Below are 24,179 nucleotides of genomic sequence, written 5' to 3'. Positions count from 1 at the left end.
ATAGTTTGTATTTGAACTTTTTCTTAAAATATAATTTTACCTAAATTACTTGTTGTAACTTTCATGATTTTCATTAAAGTTATTTTCTTTAAATTTAAATTCTTGAGGGATACCTAACTCTCTAGTTAATCCTTTGCTAAATAATGCTGTTTTAAAGTTTGAATCATTTTTATATTTTTTAAACAACTCGAATCTATATGAATTAACTTGATGCTTAGCTCCACCATAAATTAAATCATATTCAACTAAATTATAATCACCAAATAGTTTTTTATAATCATATCCTGGCGATCTAAACACAGCAGCTAAACCAGTTTTTGCAGAGTTATTAGCAGCATGAAATACTCCAATTAATTCATTTTTATTATTTCTAACACTAGATCCACTAGCTCCACCACTTGGTGCATAAAATCTAGGCATTATTTGTAATCCATATTGGAAATACTCTTTACCTTTTAATTTGTATAACTTATTTCCAACTCTACTTGAAGCTAAAAACGCATCAGTTAATCCAGGTTTATCTATAAATGATCTATATCCTATTTGATAAGATAGAAACTCACCTTTATTTAATACATATTCTGGAAATTTAGATGGATATCCTTCTTTTCTAGAAACTTGTTCATAATATCTTTGATCACTATTTGTTCATAATGAAAAGTTGTCTTTTTTAATTAATTCTTGGTTTTCATCTTCATATTTTTTAAAGTAATAATCATCTTTAGCAGAAGGATAACCTAAAACAAACAAACTTTCTAATTCCTTAAATTTTTTTAGTTCTTCTTGATTATCTGGATTTAGTGAAATTATACGATTAATTGAATCATAGTTATTGTTTTCTAAATAAGATGATGATTTGAATTTGACCTTATCCTTATCATTTAAATCTGCATAACCATTAGTAATTTCTGTTACTAAATCTTTTATTTTCTTATTTTTATATTTTTCTGTAATAGGTTTTTGTTCGCTCTCAATCCAAAAATCACTATTAGTTGTTTCTAAACCACTACTATATTTGCTTAAAAGTTTGTCAAAGTCAATTTCAATTACTGCAAAATCAGCATATATTCCAGTATCTTTAAATTTTGCTTTTTGGCTAGGCTCTAAAAATTCAGTAGGTCTTTGTTCTTTTTTAATAAAGTTAGTGGCATGAAATATTACATTAACAGCATCCTTATTAAAATTTGAAAAATGGAAAGTTTTAAAATTAGGGTCTAAAGCATTTAATCTTAGTGTTTGTCCTACACCAACATTTTTATCTATTCTAGTTAGTGACATTGATGATAGTTTATCAGTTATAGCTTTAGCAACGTGTGAATTAGTTCCAAAATAAAATTTATTAGAATTATTACCATTGGTTGGCAATTGATGGTCTAAAATTCACATAGTCCCACTAATAGGTTTATAAGATATGTTTTGTTGATCTTTTGCCTTTTCTTTATAATTTTCAATTTCCTTTTCTTGTCACTTTGTTAAATCGTCTTTCTTATAACCTTCTAATTTCTTTTTGTCCTCATCAAATTTCTTCTTTAATTCTTCTTTTTTATCATTTAATTGTTTAATATGACCAGGATATTGTTCTTCTTTAGTACTTTTTAATTCTATGTCTATTTGATCATTTTGATAATTAAATTCAATTTCTAAATTTCTAATTTGAATAGCCATATAAGATTTAAATTCCTCATCAGATCAACTACGTATTTTTGTAATAAATTCTGTTGCTTCTTCAATTTCATCTTCATATAGATTAGGAGATCTAAAACTTACTTGAAATGTTTGAGTAGCTATATTTTTGTATATTTCATTTGGAATAGTTCTGGCTAAACCATTAGTTCTATGAGGATTTCTTCCAAGTGAATCAATAATAGAAGGACCTTTTCCTATTTCTGGAGCATCTAGAACTTTTAAACCTTGAACTTCTCCGTTATCACTATAAACTGGTAATGTAAATCCTTTTAATGCAGCATTATAATAACTATCAAATTTGACATCTTTAGCTAATTTATCAAATTTTTCTATATCAGAATCCTTAATAGTGATTCCTCTTTGTTTTTTAATAGTGTCAAGTTTGTTTTTATTATCAGCTTGTAGAGTTCTTTCTAAAATCTCTATATATTTTTTATTATCAAAATCAAAACGTTGTTGAAGATCCATTTTTAAATACTTTTCAAATCCATCACCTGGACCAAAATATGCATATTGATTACCAACAATTCTTCCATGTTGATCTGCTCCACCATTTCTTTGCAAACCAGAAAGCATTATTTTTTTAGTTAAATATTTTCCATTAGAAACATTAGTAAAAGTTAATGAAACTTCAGCAGTTCCTTGAGTATTAGATAAGTTTAAATTTTGACCACTAATTGTAGAAACGTTATTAACAGTTACTTTAATTTTATCTTTATAATCACCTTTAAATTTAACAGATAATATAGAAGAATTATCTTGTAAAGCAGAAGGTAATATTTGATCTTTTTTATTTCTACCATTATTAAAAGATAATTCTGCTAATTTTTCTAAGTCATTAGAATCATTAATGCTATCTATTATTTTATTAAACTCTTGTTCAGTTAAAAATCTATTATTACTACTTTTACCTAGTTTATTACTACATGAAACTATTAATAAACTAGAAGAAAGTAATGTAGCTGAACTAAGTATAGTTAATAATTTTTTAAGCATACAATTAATTGCCTTTCTAAATCCAACTAAGTAATTATGTTATTTGATGAAGTTTCTATGTTATACACTAAATTTTTTAAACTTTGAGCTAAAGGTGAATTTGCATCATCTAGTTGTATAGTTTTACTTGATTTTAATGCTTCATTATAAGAAAAGTAACTATTTAAATTATTTATTACTGACTGATCTAACTGAGAACTTCCGTTTGCTTTAATTCTCATTTTTGTAGTAGTTGATCTATTACTAAAGTAAAGTTTTGGTGGCACTGGACTTCCACCAGTTGAAAGATGTTCCATATTTGCTTTACTTAATTCATCAAGTGAAATTTCAAAGTAATCTTTATCATTAAATAAAGTTAATTCTGTAATTTTTCTTGATCCATTACTTGGATTTTGAGTATCATTAAATACTAATCCTTTTAATGATTTGATTTTTGTAACTCTTGAAAAATCTAAACCAGATGGATAACTATTATCTCCTAATTTAGTATCAGGACTTAAACCAGGACCAAATCCACCTTGAAAAATTGGTTCATTATTTCTAGCATAATATGCCATTCTTAAACCATCATTTATTCTTTGTAAATCACCATTGTTATAGTCTTTTTCATCAAATGCTAAAGTGTTGAATGTCACTCTTGTATAAATTTTAGCATTTCTTCCATACTCAGAACTTACATTATAATCAATTGTATTAATTCACTCAGTATTTCTAAATGACAGTGGGTTAAATGATCAAGCTTGTTTTAATGAATTTCCGTTAGTATATAAAGATAGTTCTTTAATTTTTTTATCTTCTAAATTAATTAAACTAGCAGTATTTGGATCTCTATCAGAGAAAAATAGTTCTAGTTGTGGTAGTTCTGTTGGTAGTGCTGCTAAAATTTTTCCAAATGCTTGTGCACTATCTTTTTCACCCATATTTTTAATTCTATAAGAAGTAATTTTTTGACCTTTTGATTGGAATTCTTTAATTAAACTTTCTAATCTATTATATCCTTTAGTATTAGAAGCATCTATTTCAACGACTACACCTTGATTAATAAGACCATTTTTTTCTTCAACTTTATTTTGTCTTTCTAATTTAGTGATTTTAATTCCTGCATCTTCATCAATATTATATTCTTTAAATACAGGATCATTTTTTAGATCTACTTTAGTTGCATTTCAGCCTTCATAACTTCCATTTTCAATATCATAAGAAGTTCTACTATGATAGCTATTATATCCAAATACTCTTCTTTCAGAATTATCTCTTTGCATACGACTAGTTACTGTATTATATTCATCAGGAACATTTCAACCATAAGAATCAATTTCACCATTCTCATTAATAAATGCATTTCTAGGATCAATTGTTAAACCTTCTTTTAAATAAGCTTCGGATCTAGAGGCCATTTTAGTAAATTTAGTTTTATCTAAATTTAAAATTAATCAAACACGTAATTCATCTTTTGGTAGTTTAGATTTCATTTCTGGATATTGAGCTCTAGCTTTATCTGTTAAAAACTTTTCAACATTACCTGAATCTAATAATTTAATATAACGTTCAATAAAACTTTGTCATCCATATTGCATTTTAGCTGTTTGAGTAATAGTTGTAAGTGTTTCATTTGATTCTAATTCTCTTGCTGCAACATTAAATAAAGTATTATCAAATAAACCTTCTCCCTTACCTTCATCACTTCCTAAAGCTCTACTAATAACATTTTTCTTTAAATCTTCAGTAACTTCAACATTTAAAATTTTTGAAACTATTTGATTAGTATAAGGTTTTGGATTAGATATTCTTCTTGATTGATCATATGCGTGAACTGTAAAACCAGGATATCCTTCAACTTCTGCTTCAACTTCAGTTCCAGCAATTTTAATTTTTGTAGTTTTTCTAACTTTATTCTCAACACGTGGTTTATCGATTGGAGTTGATGTTGAATGATTTACTTCAGGAATTGCTGGTTGAGGTTTTTCTTCTTTTTTATCTGGAATTATAATTCTTTTTTTATCATCTTCAATAGTTGGTTTTAAGTCTTTACCTTCAAGTTTTTTAATATTATTATCTCTATTTGATCTTATTGAATCTGGAGAAATAACATCATTAATTGGAACTAAGTTAGCATCAACTATACCAGTTGAATCAACATCTTTTGCCAAAGAATTATCAGCTATTGAATAAAAAACAGTTGATCCTAAACTAGCTGAAGTCATCAATCCAGCTAAAATTGCAAATGCTAGTATTTTATTTTTCTTCTTTTTTAATAAATTCATGAATTCCTCCAAAAAAAGAATAATATGCTAAATTATTTTATAGTAATTTTTAAAAAATAAAAAAATAATATCTGAAAATCTATTTATGCACATATTTAATTCTTGAATATTTTCAATTAGAATGATTTTTTATTAAATAACTATATAAATTTAATATTAATGTAATAGTTAGAACTATATAACTAGAACTAGAAATCAAATAAAACTAATTTTTGTATTTATAAAAACAATATGATCAAATTTATGTGACTTGTATATTATTGTTTTATTTCATTAATATGTTTAGAACAAAAAAGACAACTTTTTATTAAAAATTTCTCTTTCTATACTAAAAAAGTTCAATTACTTATTAAGCAAATGAACTTATAATTTGTAAAATAATCTATTTATCTTTTAAAATATTTATCATGTTCCTTAGAAAAATTAGTTTCTTTAAACTTAAATTTATCTGGAATTCCTTTTTGTCTATCTAAACCTTTTTCAAACAATGCTGTTTTAAAATCGGGCTTATCTCTATATTTTCTATATAAAGAATATCTATAAGAATTAATTTGATGTTTTGCTCCACCATAAATTAAATCATACTCAACTAAATTATACTTTCCAAATAATCCTTGATAGTTATAACCTGGTGATCTAAATACTGTAGCTAATCCAGTTTTAGCTGAACCATTGGCAACATGGAAAACTCCAATTAATTCATTTTTATTATTTCTAACACTAGAACCACTAGCTCCACCACTTGGTGCATAAAATCTAGGCATTATTTGTAATCCATATTGGAAATATTCTTTACCATTTAATTTGTATAGTTTATTTCCAACTCTACTTGAAGCTATAAATGCATCAGTTAATCCAGGTTTGTCTATAAATGATCTATATCCTATTTGATATGATAAAAATTCACCTTTATCTAGTAAATAATCTGGATATTTTTGTGGATACCCTTCTTTTCTTGCAGCTTGATTATAGTACCTTTGATCGCTATTAGTTCATAATGAGAAGTCAAGTTTCTTAATTGCTTCTTGATTTTGATCTTCATATTTATCAAAATAATAATCATCTTTAGCAGACGGATAACCTAGTATATATAGACTTTCTAAATTATTAAATTTATCTAAATCAGTTTTATTATTTGGATCAAAAGATATCATACGTTCAATTGTTGGATATTGCTCTTTTTCTAAATATGAAGTAGATTTGAATTTAACTTTTTTGCTTTCATCTAAACTCGCATAATCATTTGTTATATCCGATACTATTTCTTTAATATCTTTACCTTTATAGGTATCAGTTATAGGTTGTCCTTGCTTTTGAACTCAGAAATTATTATTTGATGTATTTCCATTACTTTCTTTATATGTTTTTAATAACTTATCAAAGTCAATTTCAACTACTGCAAAATCTGCATATATTCCAGTTTTTTTAAATTTTTCCTTTTGCTTAGATTCTAGAAATTCAGTAGGTCTTTGGTCTTCTTCTATAAAATCAGTTGCATGAAAAATTACATCAATTGCTTCTTTTAAATTATCTGAAAAATGGAAAGTTTTAAAATTAGGATCTAATGAATTTAATTTTAATGTTTGTCCAACACCCACACTCTTATCAATTCGTGTTAATGACATTGATGATAATTTATCAGTTATAGCTTTAGCAACGTGTGAATTAGTTCCAAAATAGAATTTATTAGAACCAGTTCCATTAGATGAAACTTGATGATCTAGTATTCACATAGTACCACTAGTTGGTCTAAATGTTTTACCATCTTCATCTTTTGCTTTTTTCTTGTACTTATCTATTTCATCTTGCTGTCATTTTTTTAATTTTTCTTGATTATAAGCCTGTAATTCTGCTTTTTCTTTTTCAAATTTTTCCTTTAATTGCTTTTGGTTTTCTTTTAACTTATCAATATGACCAGCGTACAGATTTACATCACTATTTTTAATTTCTCTTTCAATTTCAGAATTTTGATAATTAAAATTGGTTTCTAGAGTTCTAATTTGAATAGCCATATAAGCTTCAAATTGTTCTTTGCTTCACGAACTAATTTTTTGAATAAATTCTTCAGCTTCAGATATTTCTTCTTCATATTTATTAGGAGAACTAAAAGTTACTTGAAAAGTTTGAGTAGCAATATTTTTATAAGTTTCATTTGTAATAGTTCTAGCTAATCCATTAGTTCGATTTGGATCTCTTCCAATCGAATCAATAACTGAAGAGCCTTTTCCAGTTTCTGGTCCATCATTTACTTTTAGCTTAACTTCACTACTATTATTTTCATAAACAGGTACAGTAAATCCTTTTAAAGCAGCATTATAGTATTCATCAAAACTAACAGCTTTAGCCTTCTCATTAAAGGTTTTGATTTGTTCTTCTGTTATATCAATATCACGTATTTTTTTAATATCTTCTACCTTATTTTTTGAGTCAACATTTAATGAACTTTTTAAGATATTCATATATCTCTCATTATCATAATCAAATCTTTTTAATAAATCTAATTTTAGATATTCTTGAAAACCTTTTTCACCACCAAAATAGGCAAACTGATTTCCTATAATTCTTCCATGCTCATCAGCTCCACCATTTTTTTGTAAACCTGTAAAGGTAATTCTTCTATCTATAGATTTATTAGTGTGTCTGTTAGTAAAAGTTAGAGAAACATCAGCAACACCTTGAATATTTGAAATATTACTATTTTCGCCTTTTTGTGTACTTACATTATTAACAGTTACAATAATCTTATTTTTATTACTTCCTTTAAAAATAACTGATAGTATTTTAGAATTATTTTCCAGTAATGATGGCAGGATCTCATTCTTATTAACTTTTCTATTACCTAAATTAAAAGATAAATCAGCCAATTTTTCTAAATCATCTGAGTTATTTATTTTATTTATTAGGTTAGCAAAAGCAGAGTTACTTAAAGGTTTATTATCATCTTTACCTAATTTATTTCCACAAGCAACTACTAATATACTAGTAGAGATTAAACTAATAGAACCAAGCGAAACTAATAATTTCTTAATCATATATTATAAAAACTCCTCTACTAATTATGTAATAATTGTGTTTGTAGCATTTTCAACATTATATCCATAACTTTTTAGTTTATTTGCTAGTTCTGAATTGTTTGAATCTACTTGAATAGTTTTCTTTTCTTTAAATGCGTCATTATAAGCAAAGTACTTAGATAAGTTTTCAAGACCTATATCAGTTAATCCGTTTCCTGTAATTCTCATTTTTTGAGTAGCATAACCATTACTAAAATATAGTTTTGGTGGAATTGGACTACCTCCAGTTGATAAATGTTGCATATTTGCATTATTTAATTCATCAGCTGAAATTTCAAAAACTTCTCCATTATTATATAAAGTTAACTCAGTAATATTTCTAGACCCGTTCCCTGCATTTTGAGTATCATTAAATATTAATCCTTTTAATGATTTAATTTGAGTAACTCTTGAAAAATCTAGTCCAGTTGGATAACTATTATCACCTAATTTAGTATCAGGATCTAATCCTGCACCATGACCACCTTGAAAAATTGGTTCATTATTTCTAGCATAATATGCCATTCTTAAACCATCATTTATTCTTTGTAATTTTCCATCTTCATAATCTTTTTCATCAAATGCTAAAGTATTAAAAGTGACTCTTGTATATATTTTTTGCCCTCTACCATATTGTGCACTAACATTATAATCAATAGTATTAATTCATTCAGTATTTCTAAATGATAATGGATTAAATGATCAAGCTCGTTTTAATGAGTTTCCATCAGTATATAAAGATAGTTCTTTAATTTTTTTATTTTCTAGATGGATTAAACTTGCTGTATTTGGATCTCTATCAGAGAAAAATAGTTCTAATTGTGGTAATTTATCTGGTAATGCAGCTAAAATTTCACCAAATTTTTGACCACTATCATTAGCACCCATATTTTTAATTCTATATGAAGTAATTTCTTGGCCTTTTGATTTAAATTGTTCTATTACTGATTTTAATTTTTCATATCCTTTTGGATTAGAAGCATCAATTTCAACAACAATACCTTCATTAATTTGACCTTTACTTGTATCAACCTTGTCTTTTCTTTTTAATCTTGTTATTTTAAATCCTTCATCGTTTTTAATACCATATGCTTTAAAAGTTTGATCACTTTCTAAATTCACTTCTTCTTTTTCTCATCCTGGATAATTTCCATTTTGTATATCATCAGATGATCTACTATATCATTGATTGTATCCAAATACTCTTCTAGTAGAATTATCTCTTTGCATACGACTAGTTACTGTATTAAATTCATCAGGAACATTTCAACCATAAGAATCAATTTCGCCATCTTCATTAATAAATGCATTTCTAGGATCAATTGTTAAACCTTGTTTTAAATAAGCTTCAGATTTAGAAGCCATTTTAGTAAATTTAGTTTTATCTAAATTTAAAATTAATCAAACACGTAGTTCATCTTTAGATAAACTGGCTTTTTTAGATGGATATTCTTTTTTTGCATCTTCTTTTAAAAATTTTTCAACATTAGGTGAATCTAATAATTTAATATAACGTTGTATAAAATCTTGATATCCGTGTTGCATTCTAAGAGTTTCAGTAATAGTACTTAAATTTTCTTTTGATTCTAGTTCTCGTGTTGCTACATTAAAAAAAGTATTATTAAATAATCCAGTACCTTTCCCATCCTTTTCACCCAAAGCATTATTAACAACATTTGTTTTTAGCTCTTCAGTAACTTGAACATTTAAGATCTTTGAAACAGTTATGTTAGTATAAGGATTTGGATTTGAAATTCTTCTTTCTTGATCATAAGCTAGAACATTAAAACCTGGATATCCTTCAACTTCAGCTTCAACTTCAGCTCCTGCTATGTTAATTTTTCTAGTAGTTCTAACTTTAGTTTCAGTTCTAGGTTTATTTTGTGGTGATGGAGTTGAATGACTAGTATCAGGAATTGCGGTCTCTGGTTTTTCTTCTTTTTTATCTGGAATTATAATTCTTTTTTCTTCATCTTTGACAGTTGGTTTTAAGTCTTTACCTTCAAGTTTTTTAATATTATTATCTCTATTTGATCTTATTGAATCAGGAGAAACAATATCATTAATTGGAACTAAGTTAGCATCAACTATACTAGTTGAATCAACATCTCTTGCTAAAGAATTATCAGCTATTGAATAAAAAACAGTTGATCCCAAACTTACTGAAGTCATTAACCCAGCTATAATCGCAAATGCTAGTATTTTATTTTTCTTCTTTTTTAATAAGTTCATATTTCTCCTAAAAACACAAAAAATATTCTTGTACTAAATTATTATATATTACTAAAGAAATACACTTTAAGAACAATATTTCTATAAGGTTAATTTCTTTTCTTATATTTATATAGTAGTAAATTAGCTTGTCAAGTTTTTTACAAATAACTACTTAAATTTCAAAATTTTTCATACAAGTAAAAAATATAGAACTAAATAATCTCTACTTTAACTAAATTATTAAAAATAAAATATTCTCAACTCGTTTTATATTTTTTAATAATTTCTTTTAAATCATTTTATTTTTTATTATTTGCAAATAAAGTTAAATAACTAAAATCAAAACAACCAAAATAATCTGCAAATATGTTTATTTGACAATAAAAAAGAGTAGTCATTATATAAAAATTGATAAACCCTCTTTGTTCAGTTTTATTTTTAAAACCAATTTTGCTACTATTACTAATTTGTTTAAATTCCTTATAACTTTTATCTATATAATTTATTAATTCATGAAAATTAGTAAAATCAAGCATTTCTTTTAATGCGTTTAAAAAATTATCATTTACATATGGTTCGTATTCATTTTCACATTCATATAAAAAATTGCAAATTTTATCTTGAATAACTAGATATATAAAATTTAAATGTCTCTGAGTTGATTTTTTAGTATATTTATCAGTATTGATAATACCATCTTTTATCTTATACCTTTTAATAATGTCTTCTATTAAATCTGAGCCTATCAAATATTTTTGTTCTGTTATAGTAATTAGATCAAGTAGGTTATCATTATTTGATTTGTATATATCTAATTTATCCAAAAGCTTTTTTAGATTAGCTTTAGGATTGTTCAAAATTTCATTTTTAATATTTTCTAACAGTTCTTTTTCTTTACTAGTAGTGTTTTTATACTCATTTGAACTTTGAAACTCATCAAGTTCAACTAAACTGAAATATTTTAATATATCATATAAACTAATTGATCTAATTTCTTTCATACTAATCCTTAAATAAGATAATTATAGTAATATATTTAAAAAGTTAGACTATAAAAAATAAGCTTAAAAGCTTATTTTTTGATTCTAATATGTAAATAAAATATTATTAAAATTTAAATAATTTATCTTCTTGAGAAAGTTCTAAAACTACATGAGAATTTTTAAATACATCACTAGGAATTTTATCTTTTAACATTGAAATAATTAATTGAGCATTGCTATTTACTAAATAATCGCTAATTAAAGATAATTGATTATCAGACATTAATTCTTTTTTATCATTTAATAAAAAGTGTAAACAATCAATATTAAAATGATCAGCAAATTGTATATAAGCAAGATCATAACAAATAATCTCACCTTGTTTTTTACCAGAGCTATTATTTAATACAGCTAAACTAAATTGATAAATAGGTTTATTTTTTTCATTTTTTTTGTTAACTGATATTGAATATCATTCTTTATATAAAAGCTGAGACATTTTTACAAAATAAGTATTAAAAGCTTTAACTCTATTTTTTACTTGTTCTTCAAACTCTTCTGAATATAGTTCATTAGTTAGTGTTTTAATTTTTTGTTCTAAATCTAAAATAAGTTTTTCAGAGTCATTAATCTGATTTAACTTAGTTTCAAATTCTCCTTTTTGATAATGTTTTTCATTTAATTGACCAATAATTTTATCTAATTCTTTAAACGTATCATCTTTTGAAAGTTTAACACTTAATTCTTTTTCTACTTTTAATAAATCATTTAGTTGATTTTGAAAAGTTACTAGTTTTTGAATAACATCTGGTAGTTCTTTATTAGCAAAAGCGATTTTTTCATCTAGCATTTTATTATGAAAATCAACTAGCTGATCAAAAGTTTTATGTAATTTTGGAATAAATAAATTAGTTTGATTAAAAATTAATTCTAATTGTTTTAGATCAACAGAATTTCTATTAGAATTCATTTTTTCTACAAATTCATTAATAGTATTTTTTCTGATTTCTAATAAAGCAATTTTACTTGAAACAACAGAAATTTGATGTTTAATTTCATTAAAAGAATCTAAATTTTCTTTAAAATCTTCATTGATATTTAGTGTTTCTTTTTTCTTATTTAACTCATTAATTTCTTTTTTAATTATTTCTAAAGTTTGTTCAAGGATTTCTTTATTTAGATTGTTTGATAATAGTTTTTTTAAATGATCATATTCTAGTTTTAACTGTTCTTGAAGATTTAAAACTTCTTCTGATTTTAAAAAACTAAATCCAAATAAAAATAAATTTAAAATTTCATACTGAGAATCTTTTGCATTTGGAAGAGTTTTTAAAGTATTATTAATACTTTGATCATTATATCTTAAGTTATGAGAAATAATTTGTCTAAATGAAGGTTTTTTTGATTTGTGTTTTGGGAAAATAATATTTAATAATTCTTTTGTTAATTCTTTTCTGTTTTTAAGATCTTTATTATTAACTCTAATTATTTGTTCTTTTTGTTTTAAAAAATTTCTTTGAATAACTATTTTTTTAGAAAATGGATTATCTATATTTTCAATTAATTCTAGTGTAATTAGAACTTTATTATCTACTAAAAAGTCTTTAACAGGATCATTTATATCTTTACTTTCATTTGTTTTATAAATATCTTTAGAATCACCAGCTAAACAAAAACTAATTAGTTTTAATACTGTAGTTTTTCCTATGTTATTACCAGTTTTAGTTAAATCATCACTAGAAGTGTTATCAACAATTAAATTTAAACCTTTTTTAAATTCTAAATTTCTTATAATCTCGTTTTGTTTAGAAATTTTTAAACTTTTTATAAACATAAATGAACTACTCCTTGATCATTTATATCAATTTTGTCAGTTAAATATAATCAATCTAAAGATAATAAAAAAAGATTAAAAGGAATATTATCTATTTTTTTTATATTAGCATACAAATCAACCATATCTAGATTATTTTGTTCATACAACACTTTTAAAACTAAAGATGCATTATAATAAACAGTTAATTTTGGTTGAACATTATCTGGTATTAACATAATTAAACAATCTCCATTCCCTTAAATATCTTACATCTCATAAAAGCATCTACTAATATTATATCAATGTATAATGATAGACTTTCAATCTCTAAAACTTTTAAATTTGTGCTATTTTTTATAAAAGATATTAACTCATTTTTACAGTTATTATAAATTTCATCTGAAGTGTACTTATTTTGCACATCTTGATCTTGATATATTTGTCTAATGTTTTGTAAAACTGCAAAACTTTTATTATTAGCTTGTTTATCAAATTGATCATAAATACTAGTAATTATTGAACTAAATACTCAATATTCATTTATTGTATCTTTAGTTCTTTTAAAATCATTATTATTTATTTTGTCTTGTATTTTAAAAACTATAGGTTCAGGAATACTAACTTTAGTTTTTCGTAAATTAATTTTTGATAATTCATTAATAATATCAGCAAGTATTGAAACATTAAAGTTTTTATATTGCATAAGAGAATTATCATTTAGTTCTTTATCTAAAAGGTTTGATAATTTTTCTAATTTATCAAGTTTTAAGAATGAAATTTTATTAGAAAGAATTTCAAAATCAATTAAATCATTTTTTAAATCAAAAATCAGATTATAAGGATTAATAATATTTCAATTATTTTTAGTATTTTTAATAAGTGATAAAAACTTAAAATTGTAACCTTGATAATCTTTATATATTTCTTTATTTAAAGAACTTTGTAATTTTTCTTTTGTAAAGGTTGTTGAAACTTGAATTAAAATCTTATTTTTATAATCAATTAAATCAAAACCAGACATATTATTTTGAATTGAATTTGCATTTATTAAAGACCAATCATAAATGATATTAAGAATTTCTGCTAAAACATTTTCAGCAATTTTATTAATATCATAAAGATTAGCACTATTTAACGCTTTTATTTCATCTTGTATTTTTTGTAATTTAATAATTATGTTGTCAATGTAATTTTTTGTTTGCATCTAACAACTCCTATAAAAATTTTTATTTTAAAGTTAAAAAATATTATTACTATATTAATTATTTTAATAAAATACAAAATAAAAAAATAGTTAGAACATGTTAATATAACAAATTCTAACCATTTTACATCTTTTTAACTATGATTAGTAGATTATTCAAAATATTAGTTTAGGTTCTCATAACTAAGCTTTATTAATTGACCCTATAATTTCAAGCTTATCTTTAATTACTTTTTTCATTTCATCAATTGCAAAACGATTAAATTTTCTAGCATCATAATCATTTGGATTATCCTTAAATCATTGTTTTAAACTATTAGCATAAGCTAGTTTTAAATCAGTTCCAATGTTTATTTTACAAATACCAGCTTTTATTGCTTTTTTTAAATCATTTTCACATAGACCACTTGAACCGTGTAAAACTAAAGGTGTATTGATTGCATTTCTTATTTGTTTTATACGATCAAAATTCAAATTAGGTGAGCTTTTAAAAACTCCATGGTTTGTTCCAATTGCTATTGCTAAAGCATCAACTTTTGTTAGTTCATTAAACTTAATAGCATCATCAACTTAAAACCATACATCAACCAAGCACTTATTTTATCAATACCACCATTTGTATTTATGTTATTTTCATCAAAATTAGACATTGCTTTTCCTATATTAACTGATAGAAAAATAGATGCTTTTAAAGTTTTATATAGTGGAGATATTTTTTTAGTTAATAAACTTGATGATATGTTTGATACTATAAAAGATACTTTTAAAACAAAATTAGAACCTTTATTTGGTGATCAAAAAATTTCTTATGAAATTATAAAAAAATATTTTGATTTATTTAAAGAAAAATACAATTTTGTATTTAAAAATATTAAACATTTTAATTTAAAAACTTTATTAACTACTTGTCTTAATAAAATAAATCAAACAAAATGAAAAAATATAAATTTTTTAAAACCTTTGCAAAGTAAATCTATTGCTGATATTTTAGATACTTTAATAAACACTTTTAATGTTCAAAATAATGAAAAATTAGATCAATTACAAAGTTCAAATATTAATCTAACTAGTTTAAACGATGTAGCTAAAATAATAGTTAATTACACATATAAAACTAAAGATCTCAACTACAAAAACAAAAACTTAATTGATATTTTAAAATCTAATCCAGATAAAACTTTAGAAATTTTAGGATGAACTTCAGATAAAAATAATCCAATCAATAAAAGATCATTAATTAATGAGTTTTTAACTAAAGTATTTAATTTAAAAACAAACAACTCAGAAAATGTTTTAAATCAAATTGAAAAAATAACTAATTTATTAAATGAATGGTTTGTTGGTAAAATAACAAAATCTGATATATTAATCACATTTAATTTTACTAACACTAAGAAAAACAAATTAGATCAATTATTATCACAAACTTTGATTGCTAGTGTAAAAAATAAAATTACAAACACACAAACTAAATACACTTTTAGTTATTCTAGAGATAAACAATCTAAATTTAAATTCACTGAAATTTCAAAAAAATAATTAGTAAAATAAATTAACAAGTATACAAGATCTTAAGTTTTTAAGATCTTGTTTTTTTATGTTTTTTTAAAAATTATTGGACTTTTTTTATGTTTTTGTTGTTTTTAACTTTTGACTTATTTTTATTGGCAATATTTTAATGTAAACCACTTTTTAATAGTGTTTTACTTAGGAGAAATTATGAAGAAATTAATTGCAATTTTATCTTCAATGATGATGATAACAACTGCTAGTTTACCAATAATTGCCTGCCATACTAAAGAACATAAATTTGAAAATAACAACTCAATAACAAACACTCAAACTTCTGCTAGTTTATTTGCTAAAGAACTTATTTTAGCTGATCAACTAGGAATCAATTTAAAAGAAATTCAAAATAGAAATCAACAAAAAGACTTAGCTTTATTATTAGATGAAACAAATTTAAAATTAGATAATAATGATTCAAATATTAAAAATATCAGTTCATCAAATGAACTTATTAATCAATATTTTGAAAAAGATTCATACAAAAATAAAGATGTATTAGATTCAAAAATCAAATTAGATGCACAAAAGAAATTAGATAATCCTTTATTTAAATTACTTGGATTAAGCATAACTGATTCAGATAAATTTATTGATGATATTACAAATCTTTTAACTTTATTAGTTAATTTAAATCCAATGTTTATTTCTTCAAATTTTGATCAAAGTAACACTACTTTACAATCATTTTTTAAAAATATTAAACCAAGTTTAAAAACACTATTTAACTCAATTTCTAATTCAAAAGATGTAGTAAATAATGTTAAAGAGTTTCAAGAAAAACTTGATGTTAATGTAAAATACAAAGATCTAAAAGTTGAAGATTTAGATATTGCTTTTTATACAAGTTTAATTAATGCTATAGGTTCAGGATTAAATCAAAAAGAGTTTAAAGTTGTTGAAATTGATACTAATAATATTAATAAAACCTTAGATAATACAGCAGAAATGTTAACTAAATTAATTAGCTCACCTGCTAAATCAAATCAAGGTAAAGAATGAGATATCATTTTATACACTCTACAAGCTCTTCAATTTATACAATTAAAATTCAGTTTATTTGAAAACATAAAATCTCATACTCCAACTTCAGCTAATAACTTATTTGATGCTAATAAAACAAATCAAGAATTTTTAACTGAACTTTATAAAGGTAAAACTATCGAATCTATAACAGAAAAAAAACCTTCATCAATTAATTTAAAATACATACTTTCATTCTTTAAAAGCGCTGTTAACGAATTAAAAGATGAAAAGAAATTAGATGGATATGAATTACAAAAACTTTTAGCAATGTTGTTCTTATCACCAAATAAAGTAGATTATCCAGATAAAATAAATGCAGATGATTCTAAAGAATATTATGAAAAGAAAAAAGCTCATCCATTTGTCACTTTATTAACAGTAATAGCTAAAAATTTTGTAGAAAAAAATCTTGCAACTTTTGCCCCAAAAGACAAAGATAATATTAAAAAATTTACTGATGAATCAATTCCCTATCTATATAAATGAGTTTCATTTGCTTTAGCTAATCTACTAACTGGTACTAATAACGCCTATGAAACTTTAGGTATATTGTTTACTAAAACAATGTCACCTATCTTAACTTCCTTATTTAAACACATTACTACATTAAAAGAAAAAGTTAAAGATAAAGAAGCATTAATTCCAGCAGTTCCTGGATTGTTATTTGCTCTTGGACTTGCTGAAACTCTAAAAATTGCATTTCCAATAATTACTAATGGTAAAGATGAAAATAAAAATTCATTCAAAATTTTATATGGTGGAGATGTATTTTTAGTTAATAAATTAGATGAATTTTTTGAAGCACTAAAGAATAAGATCACAGAAAAAATATCTGAGATTGGAATTACTGCTGATCAAATTCCATTTGACCAAGCTAAACCTTATTTAGAAATATTTAAAGGTGTTTATGATCAAATATTTAAAAATGTAAAACATTTTAATTTAAAAACTTTATTAACTACTCCAATTAATAAAATAGATCCTGATAGTTGAAAAGATAAGAACTTTTCAAAATCATTACAAAATAAATCTATTGCTGATATTTTAGATACTTTATTAAATGGACTTGGTGTTAAAGGAAATGAAAAATTAGCTGATTTATCTAGTTCAAATATTAGTCTAACTGGTTTAACTGATGTGGCATCATTAATTGAGAATTACACTTATAAAGTTAATGGAATTGATTATAAAAATAAAACTCAATTACTTGACATTTTAAAAGATAACTCAGATAAAACTTTAGAAATTTTAGGTTGAACTTCAGATAGTAAAAATCCAATTGGAAAAGGTTCATTAATTGATGTATTTTTATCTAAAGTATTTAACTTTAAAACAAATCAAAACACTGATAAATCAGAAAATGCCATTAATCAATTAGCAAAACTTATTTCACTAACAAATAGTTCATTAGATGATTCATTTGATTATGAAAATATAGATATTCAATTCGAATTTACTGATACAAAGAAAAATAACAAAGACCAATTAATAAGTGAAACTCTAGTTGCTAAAGTTAAAAATAAAACTAATAATACTGAATCTAAATACTCATTTAGTTATTCAAGAGATAAACAGTCTAAATTTAAATTTACAAAAATTACAAAAAACTAAGTAATCAAAGTTAAGTGGTTGACAAGATCTTAATTTATTTAAGATCTTGTTTTTTTTATAATTTTTAATAATTTTTTATAGTAATTAAGAGCTTTATAACATAAAAAACAACTATTTTCTAAAAAACTAAGTATTTTCTAAAACTTAGGTTATTTTAGCTAAAAACTATTGTTGTTTTTCTATATTTATGTTATTTTCTACTTTTAACCTACTTTTATTGGCAATATCTAAATGTAAAACATTTTACAATAGTGTTTTACATAGGAGAAATTATGAAGAAATTAATTGCAATTTTATCATCAATGATGATGATAACAACTGCTAGTTTACCAATAATTGCCTGCCATACAAAACAAAAAGAAACTAAATTTGAAAATAATAACTCTATAACAAATGCCCAAACAACTGCTAGTTTATTTGCTAAAGAGCTTATTTTAGCAGACCAACTAAAAGTTAACTTAGAAGAAATTAAAAAAGAATATAATAATAAATCACTAACTGATTTACTAAAAGACAATAATTTAAAATTAGATAACACTGATAGTAGTATCAGTGATGTAAAAACATTAAACGATCTTGTTGATAAATACTTTGAAAAAGATTCATACAAATCTGGATTAGATTCAAAAATTAAACTAGATTCAGAAACTAAAAAACCTTCTATTCCTTTATTTAGTGAAATTTTTAAACTAATTGGATTAGGTACAACTGATTTAGATAAATATAGTGATGATATTTTAAAAATATTAGAACTAACAACTAGTTTAAATCCAGCGTTTTTAGTGACTGGATTTGATTCAGTAAATAGTACTTTAAAATCATCTTTTGAAAAAGTTAAACCTTATTTAAAAGAGGGATTAGAAAAATTAAGTAATCCAAAAGTTGATTTTACAAAGGACGTTGAAGAATTTCAAAATAAAATTGATGTAAATAAAAATTACAAGGAACTAAAAGCCGAAGATCTAGATAATGCATTTTATACATCAATAGTTAATGCTGTAGGTTTAAGTGAAGTTGGAGCTAGATATACTCCAGTAAAAATAAAAACTGAAAATGCCTCTAAATCATTAAAAGAAGCAGCAGAAGCATTAAGCAAAGCATTAAATGGTCCTGGTCAACCTGCTACTGGTAAAGAATTAGAAATTGTTGGTTATATTTTAGAAGCCATTCAATTCTTGCAAATAAAATTAAGTCTATTTGAAAATGCTAGAGACTATACTCCTAAAGCTCCTAATAATATTTTTGATGCTACTAAAACAAATCAACAATTTTTAATAGAACTTTATAAGGATAAAAATATAGAAAAAATAGTTGCTGATAAAAAATCATCTATTAATTTAAAGTACATTTTTTCATTCTTTAAAAAGGCACTTGATGAATTAAAAGATGAAACTAAAAAAGATGGATTTGAATTACAAAAACTATTAAATATTTTATTCTTGTCACAAAATAAAGTAGAATACCCAGAAACCAGTACTCCTGATAATGCAAAAGATTACTATGAAAAAAACAGTGCTCATCCTGTTGTAACTGTTCTAACCGTTCTAGTAAATGATTTTTTAAACAAAAAAGTTAAACTAATCTTACCATTAATTGGTGGAAGCACAAAAGAAGATGAACTTAAAAAAGTTATTAGTGATTCACTACCTCATTTATATAAATGGATGGGTTATACATTAAATAACTTGTTAACAGGAACAAAAAATCTACACGATTCTTTATCTACCCTATTTGTTAAAGTTATTCCTGCTATTCTAACTAGTTTGCAAAAAAATACAAAATTAATTCCTGATTCATATAAAGATAAAATACAATTACTGCCTTTCCTACTTGCTGTTTTAATTGATGAAGTATTAAGTGTTGCCTTTCCAATTTTAAAAAAGGATGATAAAAATACAAATTCATTTAAAGATCTTTATAGTGGTGAAGTATTTTTAGTAAACAAAGTTAATGCAATGTTCAAAAAATTTAGAGAAACAATAGATGGAATACTAAAAAACGTAGGTCAAGACTCAAGAAGTATCCCATTTTCTACAATCAGAGGTTTCTTAACTACATTAGAAAACGGTTATGATAAAATCTTTAAAAACGTTAAAGAATTTAACTTAAAAGGTTTACTAACAACTCCATTAAATAAAATTGATGAAGCTTCATGAAAAGATAGAAAAGCTTTAAAACCTTTACAAAGTAAATCTGTTGCTGATATTTTAGATACAATATTAACTGGACTTGATGTTAAAGGAAATGAAAAATTAGCTGAATTAACTAGCTCAAATATTAATCTAACTGGTTTAACTGATCTAGCTAAAGTAATGGATAAATATGAATACAAACCTAATGGATTTGATTACAAAGGTAAAACTCATCTACTAGAAATTCTAAAAGAAAATCAAGATAAAACTCTAGAAATCATAGGTTGAACTTCAGATAAAAATAATCCAATTGGAAAAGATTCATTACTAGATACTGTATTAAATAAAGTATTTAATGTTGATACAAGTAAAAAAGACGATAAATCAGAAAATGCTGTTAACCAAATATCTAAGATTATTACTACTTTAAATAATTCATTAGATAAACTTATAATTGATGAATCTAGTGTTGAAATTAAATTTGAATTTAAAGATACTAAGAAAAATAAATCAGATCAATTATTAAGTGAAACTTTAGTTGCTAAGGTTAAAAATAAAAATGATAAAAGTGAATCTACTTATTCATTTAGTTATTTAAGAGATAAACAAGATAAATTTAAATTTACAAAAATTACAAAAAATTAATCTAAATTAGTTAGTAAAAAAGCAAGACCTAAGTCTTGCTTTTATTATTTATAAATTATAATCCTAACTCTTCATCAGTTTTTAAATCTAAAGCTGATCCAATGTATGAAAAGATTTCAGGAGATTGTTTAATATATTTTCCTTCAATAATTCTAATAACACTTTCAATAGTATCATTTAAAGGTACATATTGACCTTTTTGTTTTGTAAATTGTTCTGTCATAAAGAAATATTGAGTAAAGAAGTTTTCTAATTGTAAAGCCTTTTTAACTAGAATTTTACTTTCAGCATCTAATTCATCAAATCCTAAAATTAAAATAACATCTTCTAGATCTTTATAAGCTTTTAAAATTCTTTTAACTTCAATAATAGCGTTAAAATGTTTTTTACCAATTAAAGTTTCATCAACTGAACTAGAAGAACTTGCTAGTGGATCAAAAGCTGGAAGAATGTTTTTAGCAGCTTGATCTCTTGATAAAACTAGATTTGAATCTAAGTGGTTAAACACAGCAACAGCTGAAGGATCACTTAAATCATCCATTGGTAAAAACACAGTTTGAAATGAAGTAATAGCTCCGTTTTTATTTTTAAATAAACGATCTTGAATATTTGCAACATCACTTTCTAAAGTTGATTGATATCCTCCAACTGAAGGTTTTTTACCAAGTGTTGCACTTACTTCGTTTTCTGCTTGAATAAAACGATAAATATTATCAATAAATAATAAAACATCTTCTTTTTTAACATCTCTTAAATACTCAGCAGCAGTTACTCCAATTGGAACAATTGACATACGTGCTCCTGGTGATTCGTTCATTTTTGAAACAAACATAGTTGAGTTTTTCATTAAATTAGATTCAGTTAATTCATCATAAAGTTCAATACCTTCTCTTGAACGTTCACCTGATCCAATAAAAATATTTGAAGTGTTTTTATATTTATTATTAACATTAAAAATGATTTCTTTCATTAAAACAGTTTTACCAACACCAGCTCCACCAAATATTCCCAATTTAAATCCTTTAAAAATTGGAATAAAAAAGTCAATTGCTTTAATACCTGTTTCAATTAATTCAAATTCAGTAGTTAATTCTCTTTTATTATTAATAGTTGAGTTCATTTCAACATATTCTTGTTTTTCATCATGTTTATTATTTAATGAAACTCCAGTAAAGCTAAAAATATTGTTTTTAGCTTTACTTCCTACTGGAACCATAAAACTTTTTTTAGTATTAATAACAGGATCGCTTAATGAAATTTGTTTAGAAGCATAAATAATGATTGCTTTAATATTAGTATCATTAATAACACTTTTTACTAATAAATATGTTTGATTATCATGAGTTGTTAGTAATTGATTAATTGATGGTAAATTTGATGGTTCAAATTGAACTTCAATTACATCTCCAGATATACTTATAATCTTTCCGTTCATTATTTATCTCCTAACTTTTTAGCAGTTTTTTCTAAAAATGATTGATCTAATGATAAGAAATCATATTCATTATCAATTTCTCAATTTAATCCAACATAATCAGAATATTGTTTTAAAGCAAATGCAAAATAATTTTTCATCATTTTGTCATCATAATCATCACCATTTTTAATGATTTCAAATTGTTTTTTACCGTCACTATAGTTATTAATTAATTCGTCTAAAAATAACAATGCTTTTTTCTCATCTTTAATATTTCTAATTAGTGATCAATTAATGATCTTTGTCATTATTAAAACAAAGTTATATGAAAATAGACTAAATCCTTTTGAAGTAAATAATTTATCTATCATTTGTCCTTTATACATTAAATCACTAACTTCGTCATTTAATTTATAATCTAGCATTGATAGTTTTAAATGTCTTTTATATTTTCTATAGATTTTATTAATTTGACCAGCAACAGCCCTAGTAGTTTTGTCTTGTACGCTTCCACCAGTTCTTGACACTGAAAAATCAATATCAATAGCTGGTAAAATACCTTGTGAAAATAATTTGCTACTTGTAACAATTTGTCCATCAGTAATTGAAATAACATTTGAAGCAATTAAACTAGTTATATCATTATCTGTTGTTTGGATAATAGGTAATGCTGTAATAGTTTTTCTATCTTTAAAAGACCCTGCTCTTTCTAGTAATTGAGAATGAGCAAAGAACATATCACCAGGCATTGCTTCTTTTCCAACAGGACGGTTACTTAATAAAGCAATTTCTCTAAAAATGTTTGCATGCTTTGTTAAATCATCAAAAATGATTAATACATCATCAGTTAATGAAATATTTTCAGCATGAGCCATTCCTATATATGGTGCTAAATATTGCTCATAAGCACTAATTGCTGGAGCATCAATAATAATAGTGTTATGTATAGCTTTGTATTCTAATAAAGTTCTATAAATTTTAGAAACACTTTCTCTTTTTTGACCAATTGCTACATAAACACATTTAACACCATTTCTAGCTTGATTAATAATAGTATTTAATGCAATGTGAGTTTTTCCAGTTTGACGATCACCAATAATTAATTCACGTTGACCTTTACCAATTGGTATTAATAAATCAATTGCAGTTAGTCCAGTATATAATGGTTGATTTAATCTTTGAACTTTCATTAAATCGTGACTTAGTTTAAAGATTTCATCAGATGGATCTTTTTCATTCTTACTTATTATTTCATTAGTTGGTAAAATTGCATTTCCATATACATCAATTACTTTTCCAAAATGTTTTTGTGAAGTAAAAATTTCACTTGAACCTTCAAATAAAACTAATTCATCTCCAATAGCTAGTTTATTAGCTTCTAAATTAGCTAATAAATAAGCAGTATCATTTGTAGCACTAATTAAAAATAATCTAGCATCTTGATTTTTTAGTGATGTAAACACTTGTTGTTGGCGGTAATCAAATTCACCTTTAATTTCTACAATATAATCAAATATTGCACTAATTTTTGGAAGAGTATGATTTTGCATATTCTTTTTATTCATT

General features: G+C 24.1%; 14 protein-coding genes. 3 read left to right on the top strand and 11 right to left on the bottom strand.

All coding sequences use genetic code 4. The features are described 5' to 3' along the window. Positions 1-45: 45 nt before the first annotated feature. The 9 genes from mip (D500_RS01645) to D500_RS01605 all read right to left on the bottom strand — a co-directional run bounded on the left by mip (D500_RS01645) (position 46) and on the right by D500_RS01605 (position 14,729). Positions 46-2,682 carry an Ig-specific serine endopeptidase MIP gene (gene mip, locus D500_RS01645; protein WP_239759476.1) on the bottom strand — a complete coding sequence of 879 codons (2,637 nt, stop codon included), beginning with the start codon at positions 2,680-2,682 and terminating at the stop codon, positions 46-48. A 26-nt stretch (positions 2,683-2,708) separates the two neighbouring features. After that, entirely contained in the window at positions 2,709-4,946 is a 2,238-nt protein-coding gene (locus D500_RS01640; RefSeq protein ID WP_239759483.1) for a putative immunoglobulin-blocking virulence protein, read from the bottom strand. 386 nt (positions 4,947-5,332) lie between these two features. Then, the gene (mip, locus tag D500_RS01635) at positions 5,333-7,978 is read right to left on the bottom strand and encodes an Ig-specific serine endopeptidase MIP (RefSeq protein WP_239759473.1); all 2,646 of its coding nucleotides are present in this window, start codon (positions 7,976-7,978) and stop codon (positions 5,333-5,335) included. Positions 7,979-8,002: 24 nt separating this feature from the next. Beyond that, the gene (locus D500_RS01630) at positions 8,003-10,231 is read right to left on the bottom strand and encodes a putative immunoglobulin-blocking virulence protein (protein ID WP_239759471.1); all 2,229 of its coding nucleotides are present in this window, start codon (positions 10,229-10,231) and stop codon (positions 8,003-8,005) included. A 281-nt stretch (positions 10,232-10,512) separates the two neighbouring features. Continuing rightward, complete coding sequence (locus D500_RS01625) at positions 10,513-11,214, bottom strand: hypothetical protein (RefSeq protein ID WP_008364076.1); 702 nt, start codon at positions 11,212-11,214, stop codon at positions 10,513-10,515. A 106-nt stretch (positions 11,215-11,320) separates the two neighbouring features. Then, positions 11,321-13,030, bottom strand: a complete 1,710-nt coding sequence (locus tag D500_RS01620; RefSeq protein ID WP_239759469.1) for a DUF2326 domain-containing protein — start codon at positions 13,028-13,030, stop codon at positions 11,321-11,323. Next, entirely contained in the window at positions 13,021-13,248 is a 228-nt protein-coding gene (locus D500_RS01615) for an ABC-three component system middle component 6 (protein WP_008364071.1), read from the bottom strand. The genes D500_RS01620 and D500_RS01615 overlap by 10 nt, the downstream gene beginning before the upstream one ends. A 2-nt stretch (positions 13,249-13,250) precedes the next feature. Next, positions 13,251-14,216, bottom strand: a complete 966-nt coding sequence (locus D500_RS01610; RefSeq protein ID WP_239759480.1) for an ABC-three component system protein — start codon at positions 14,214-14,216, stop codon at positions 13,251-13,253. 183 nt (positions 14,217-14,399) lie between these two features. Continuing rightward, a complete protein-coding gene (locus D500_RS01605; protein WP_239759491.1) occupies positions 14,400-14,729 on the bottom strand; it encodes a class II fructose-bisphosphate aldolase in 330 nt (109 codons plus the stop codon). A gap of 111 nt (positions 14,730-14,840) precedes the next feature. Between D500_RS01605 and D500_RS01600 the strand changes: the two genes are divergently transcribed. From D500_RS01600 to D500_RS01590, 3 genes are all read left to right on the top strand, one after another. Continuing rightward, complete coding sequence (locus D500_RS01600) at positions 14,841-15,755, top strand: MOLPALP family lipoprotein (RefSeq protein ID WP_008363151.1); 915 nt, start codon at positions 14,841-14,843, stop codon at positions 15,753-15,755. Between the two features lie 180 nt (positions 15,756-15,935). Then, positions 15,936-18,419: an MOLPALP family lipoprotein gene (locus D500_RS01595; protein WP_239759478.1), complete on the top strand. Its 2,484-nt coding sequence runs from the start codon at positions 15,936-15,938 to the stop codon at positions 18,417-18,419. A gap of 272 nt (positions 18,420-18,691) precedes the next feature. Continuing rightward, entirely contained in the window at positions 18,692-21,196 is a 2,505-nt protein-coding gene (locus tag D500_RS01590) for an MOLPALP family lipoprotein (protein ID WP_008363147.1), read from the top strand. 55 nt (positions 21,197-21,251) lie between these two features. On the opposite strand, the gene D500_RS01585 is transcribed toward D500_RS01590, so the two are convergent. Both D500_RS01585 and D500_RS01580 read right to left on the bottom strand, forming a co-directional pair. Beyond that, positions 21,252-22,631: an MSC_0618 family F1-like ATPase beta subunit gene (locus D500_RS01585; RefSeq protein WP_008363145.1), complete on the bottom strand. Its 1,380-nt coding sequence runs from the start codon at positions 22,629-22,631 to the stop codon at positions 21,252-21,254. Further along, positions 22,631-24,178 carry an MSC_0619 family F1-like ATPase alpha subunit gene (locus D500_RS01580; RefSeq protein WP_008363143.1) on the bottom strand — a complete coding sequence of 516 codons (1,548 nt, stop codon included), beginning with the start codon at positions 24,176-24,178 and terminating at the stop codon, positions 22,631-22,633. Before D500_RS01580 ends, D500_RS01585 begins: the two co-directional genes overlap by 1 nt. Between the last annotated feature and the right edge of the window lies 1 nt (position 24,179).

The sequence above is a fragment of the Mycoplasma feriruminatoris genome (assembly GCF_000327395.2).
In the GTDB taxonomy this organism is placed as follows: domain Bacteria; phylum Bacillota_I; class Bacilli_A; order Mycoplasmatales; family Mycoplasmataceae; genus Mycoplasma; species Mycoplasma feriruminatoris.
This window is presented reverse-complemented; position numbering and strand designations above follow the sequence as displayed.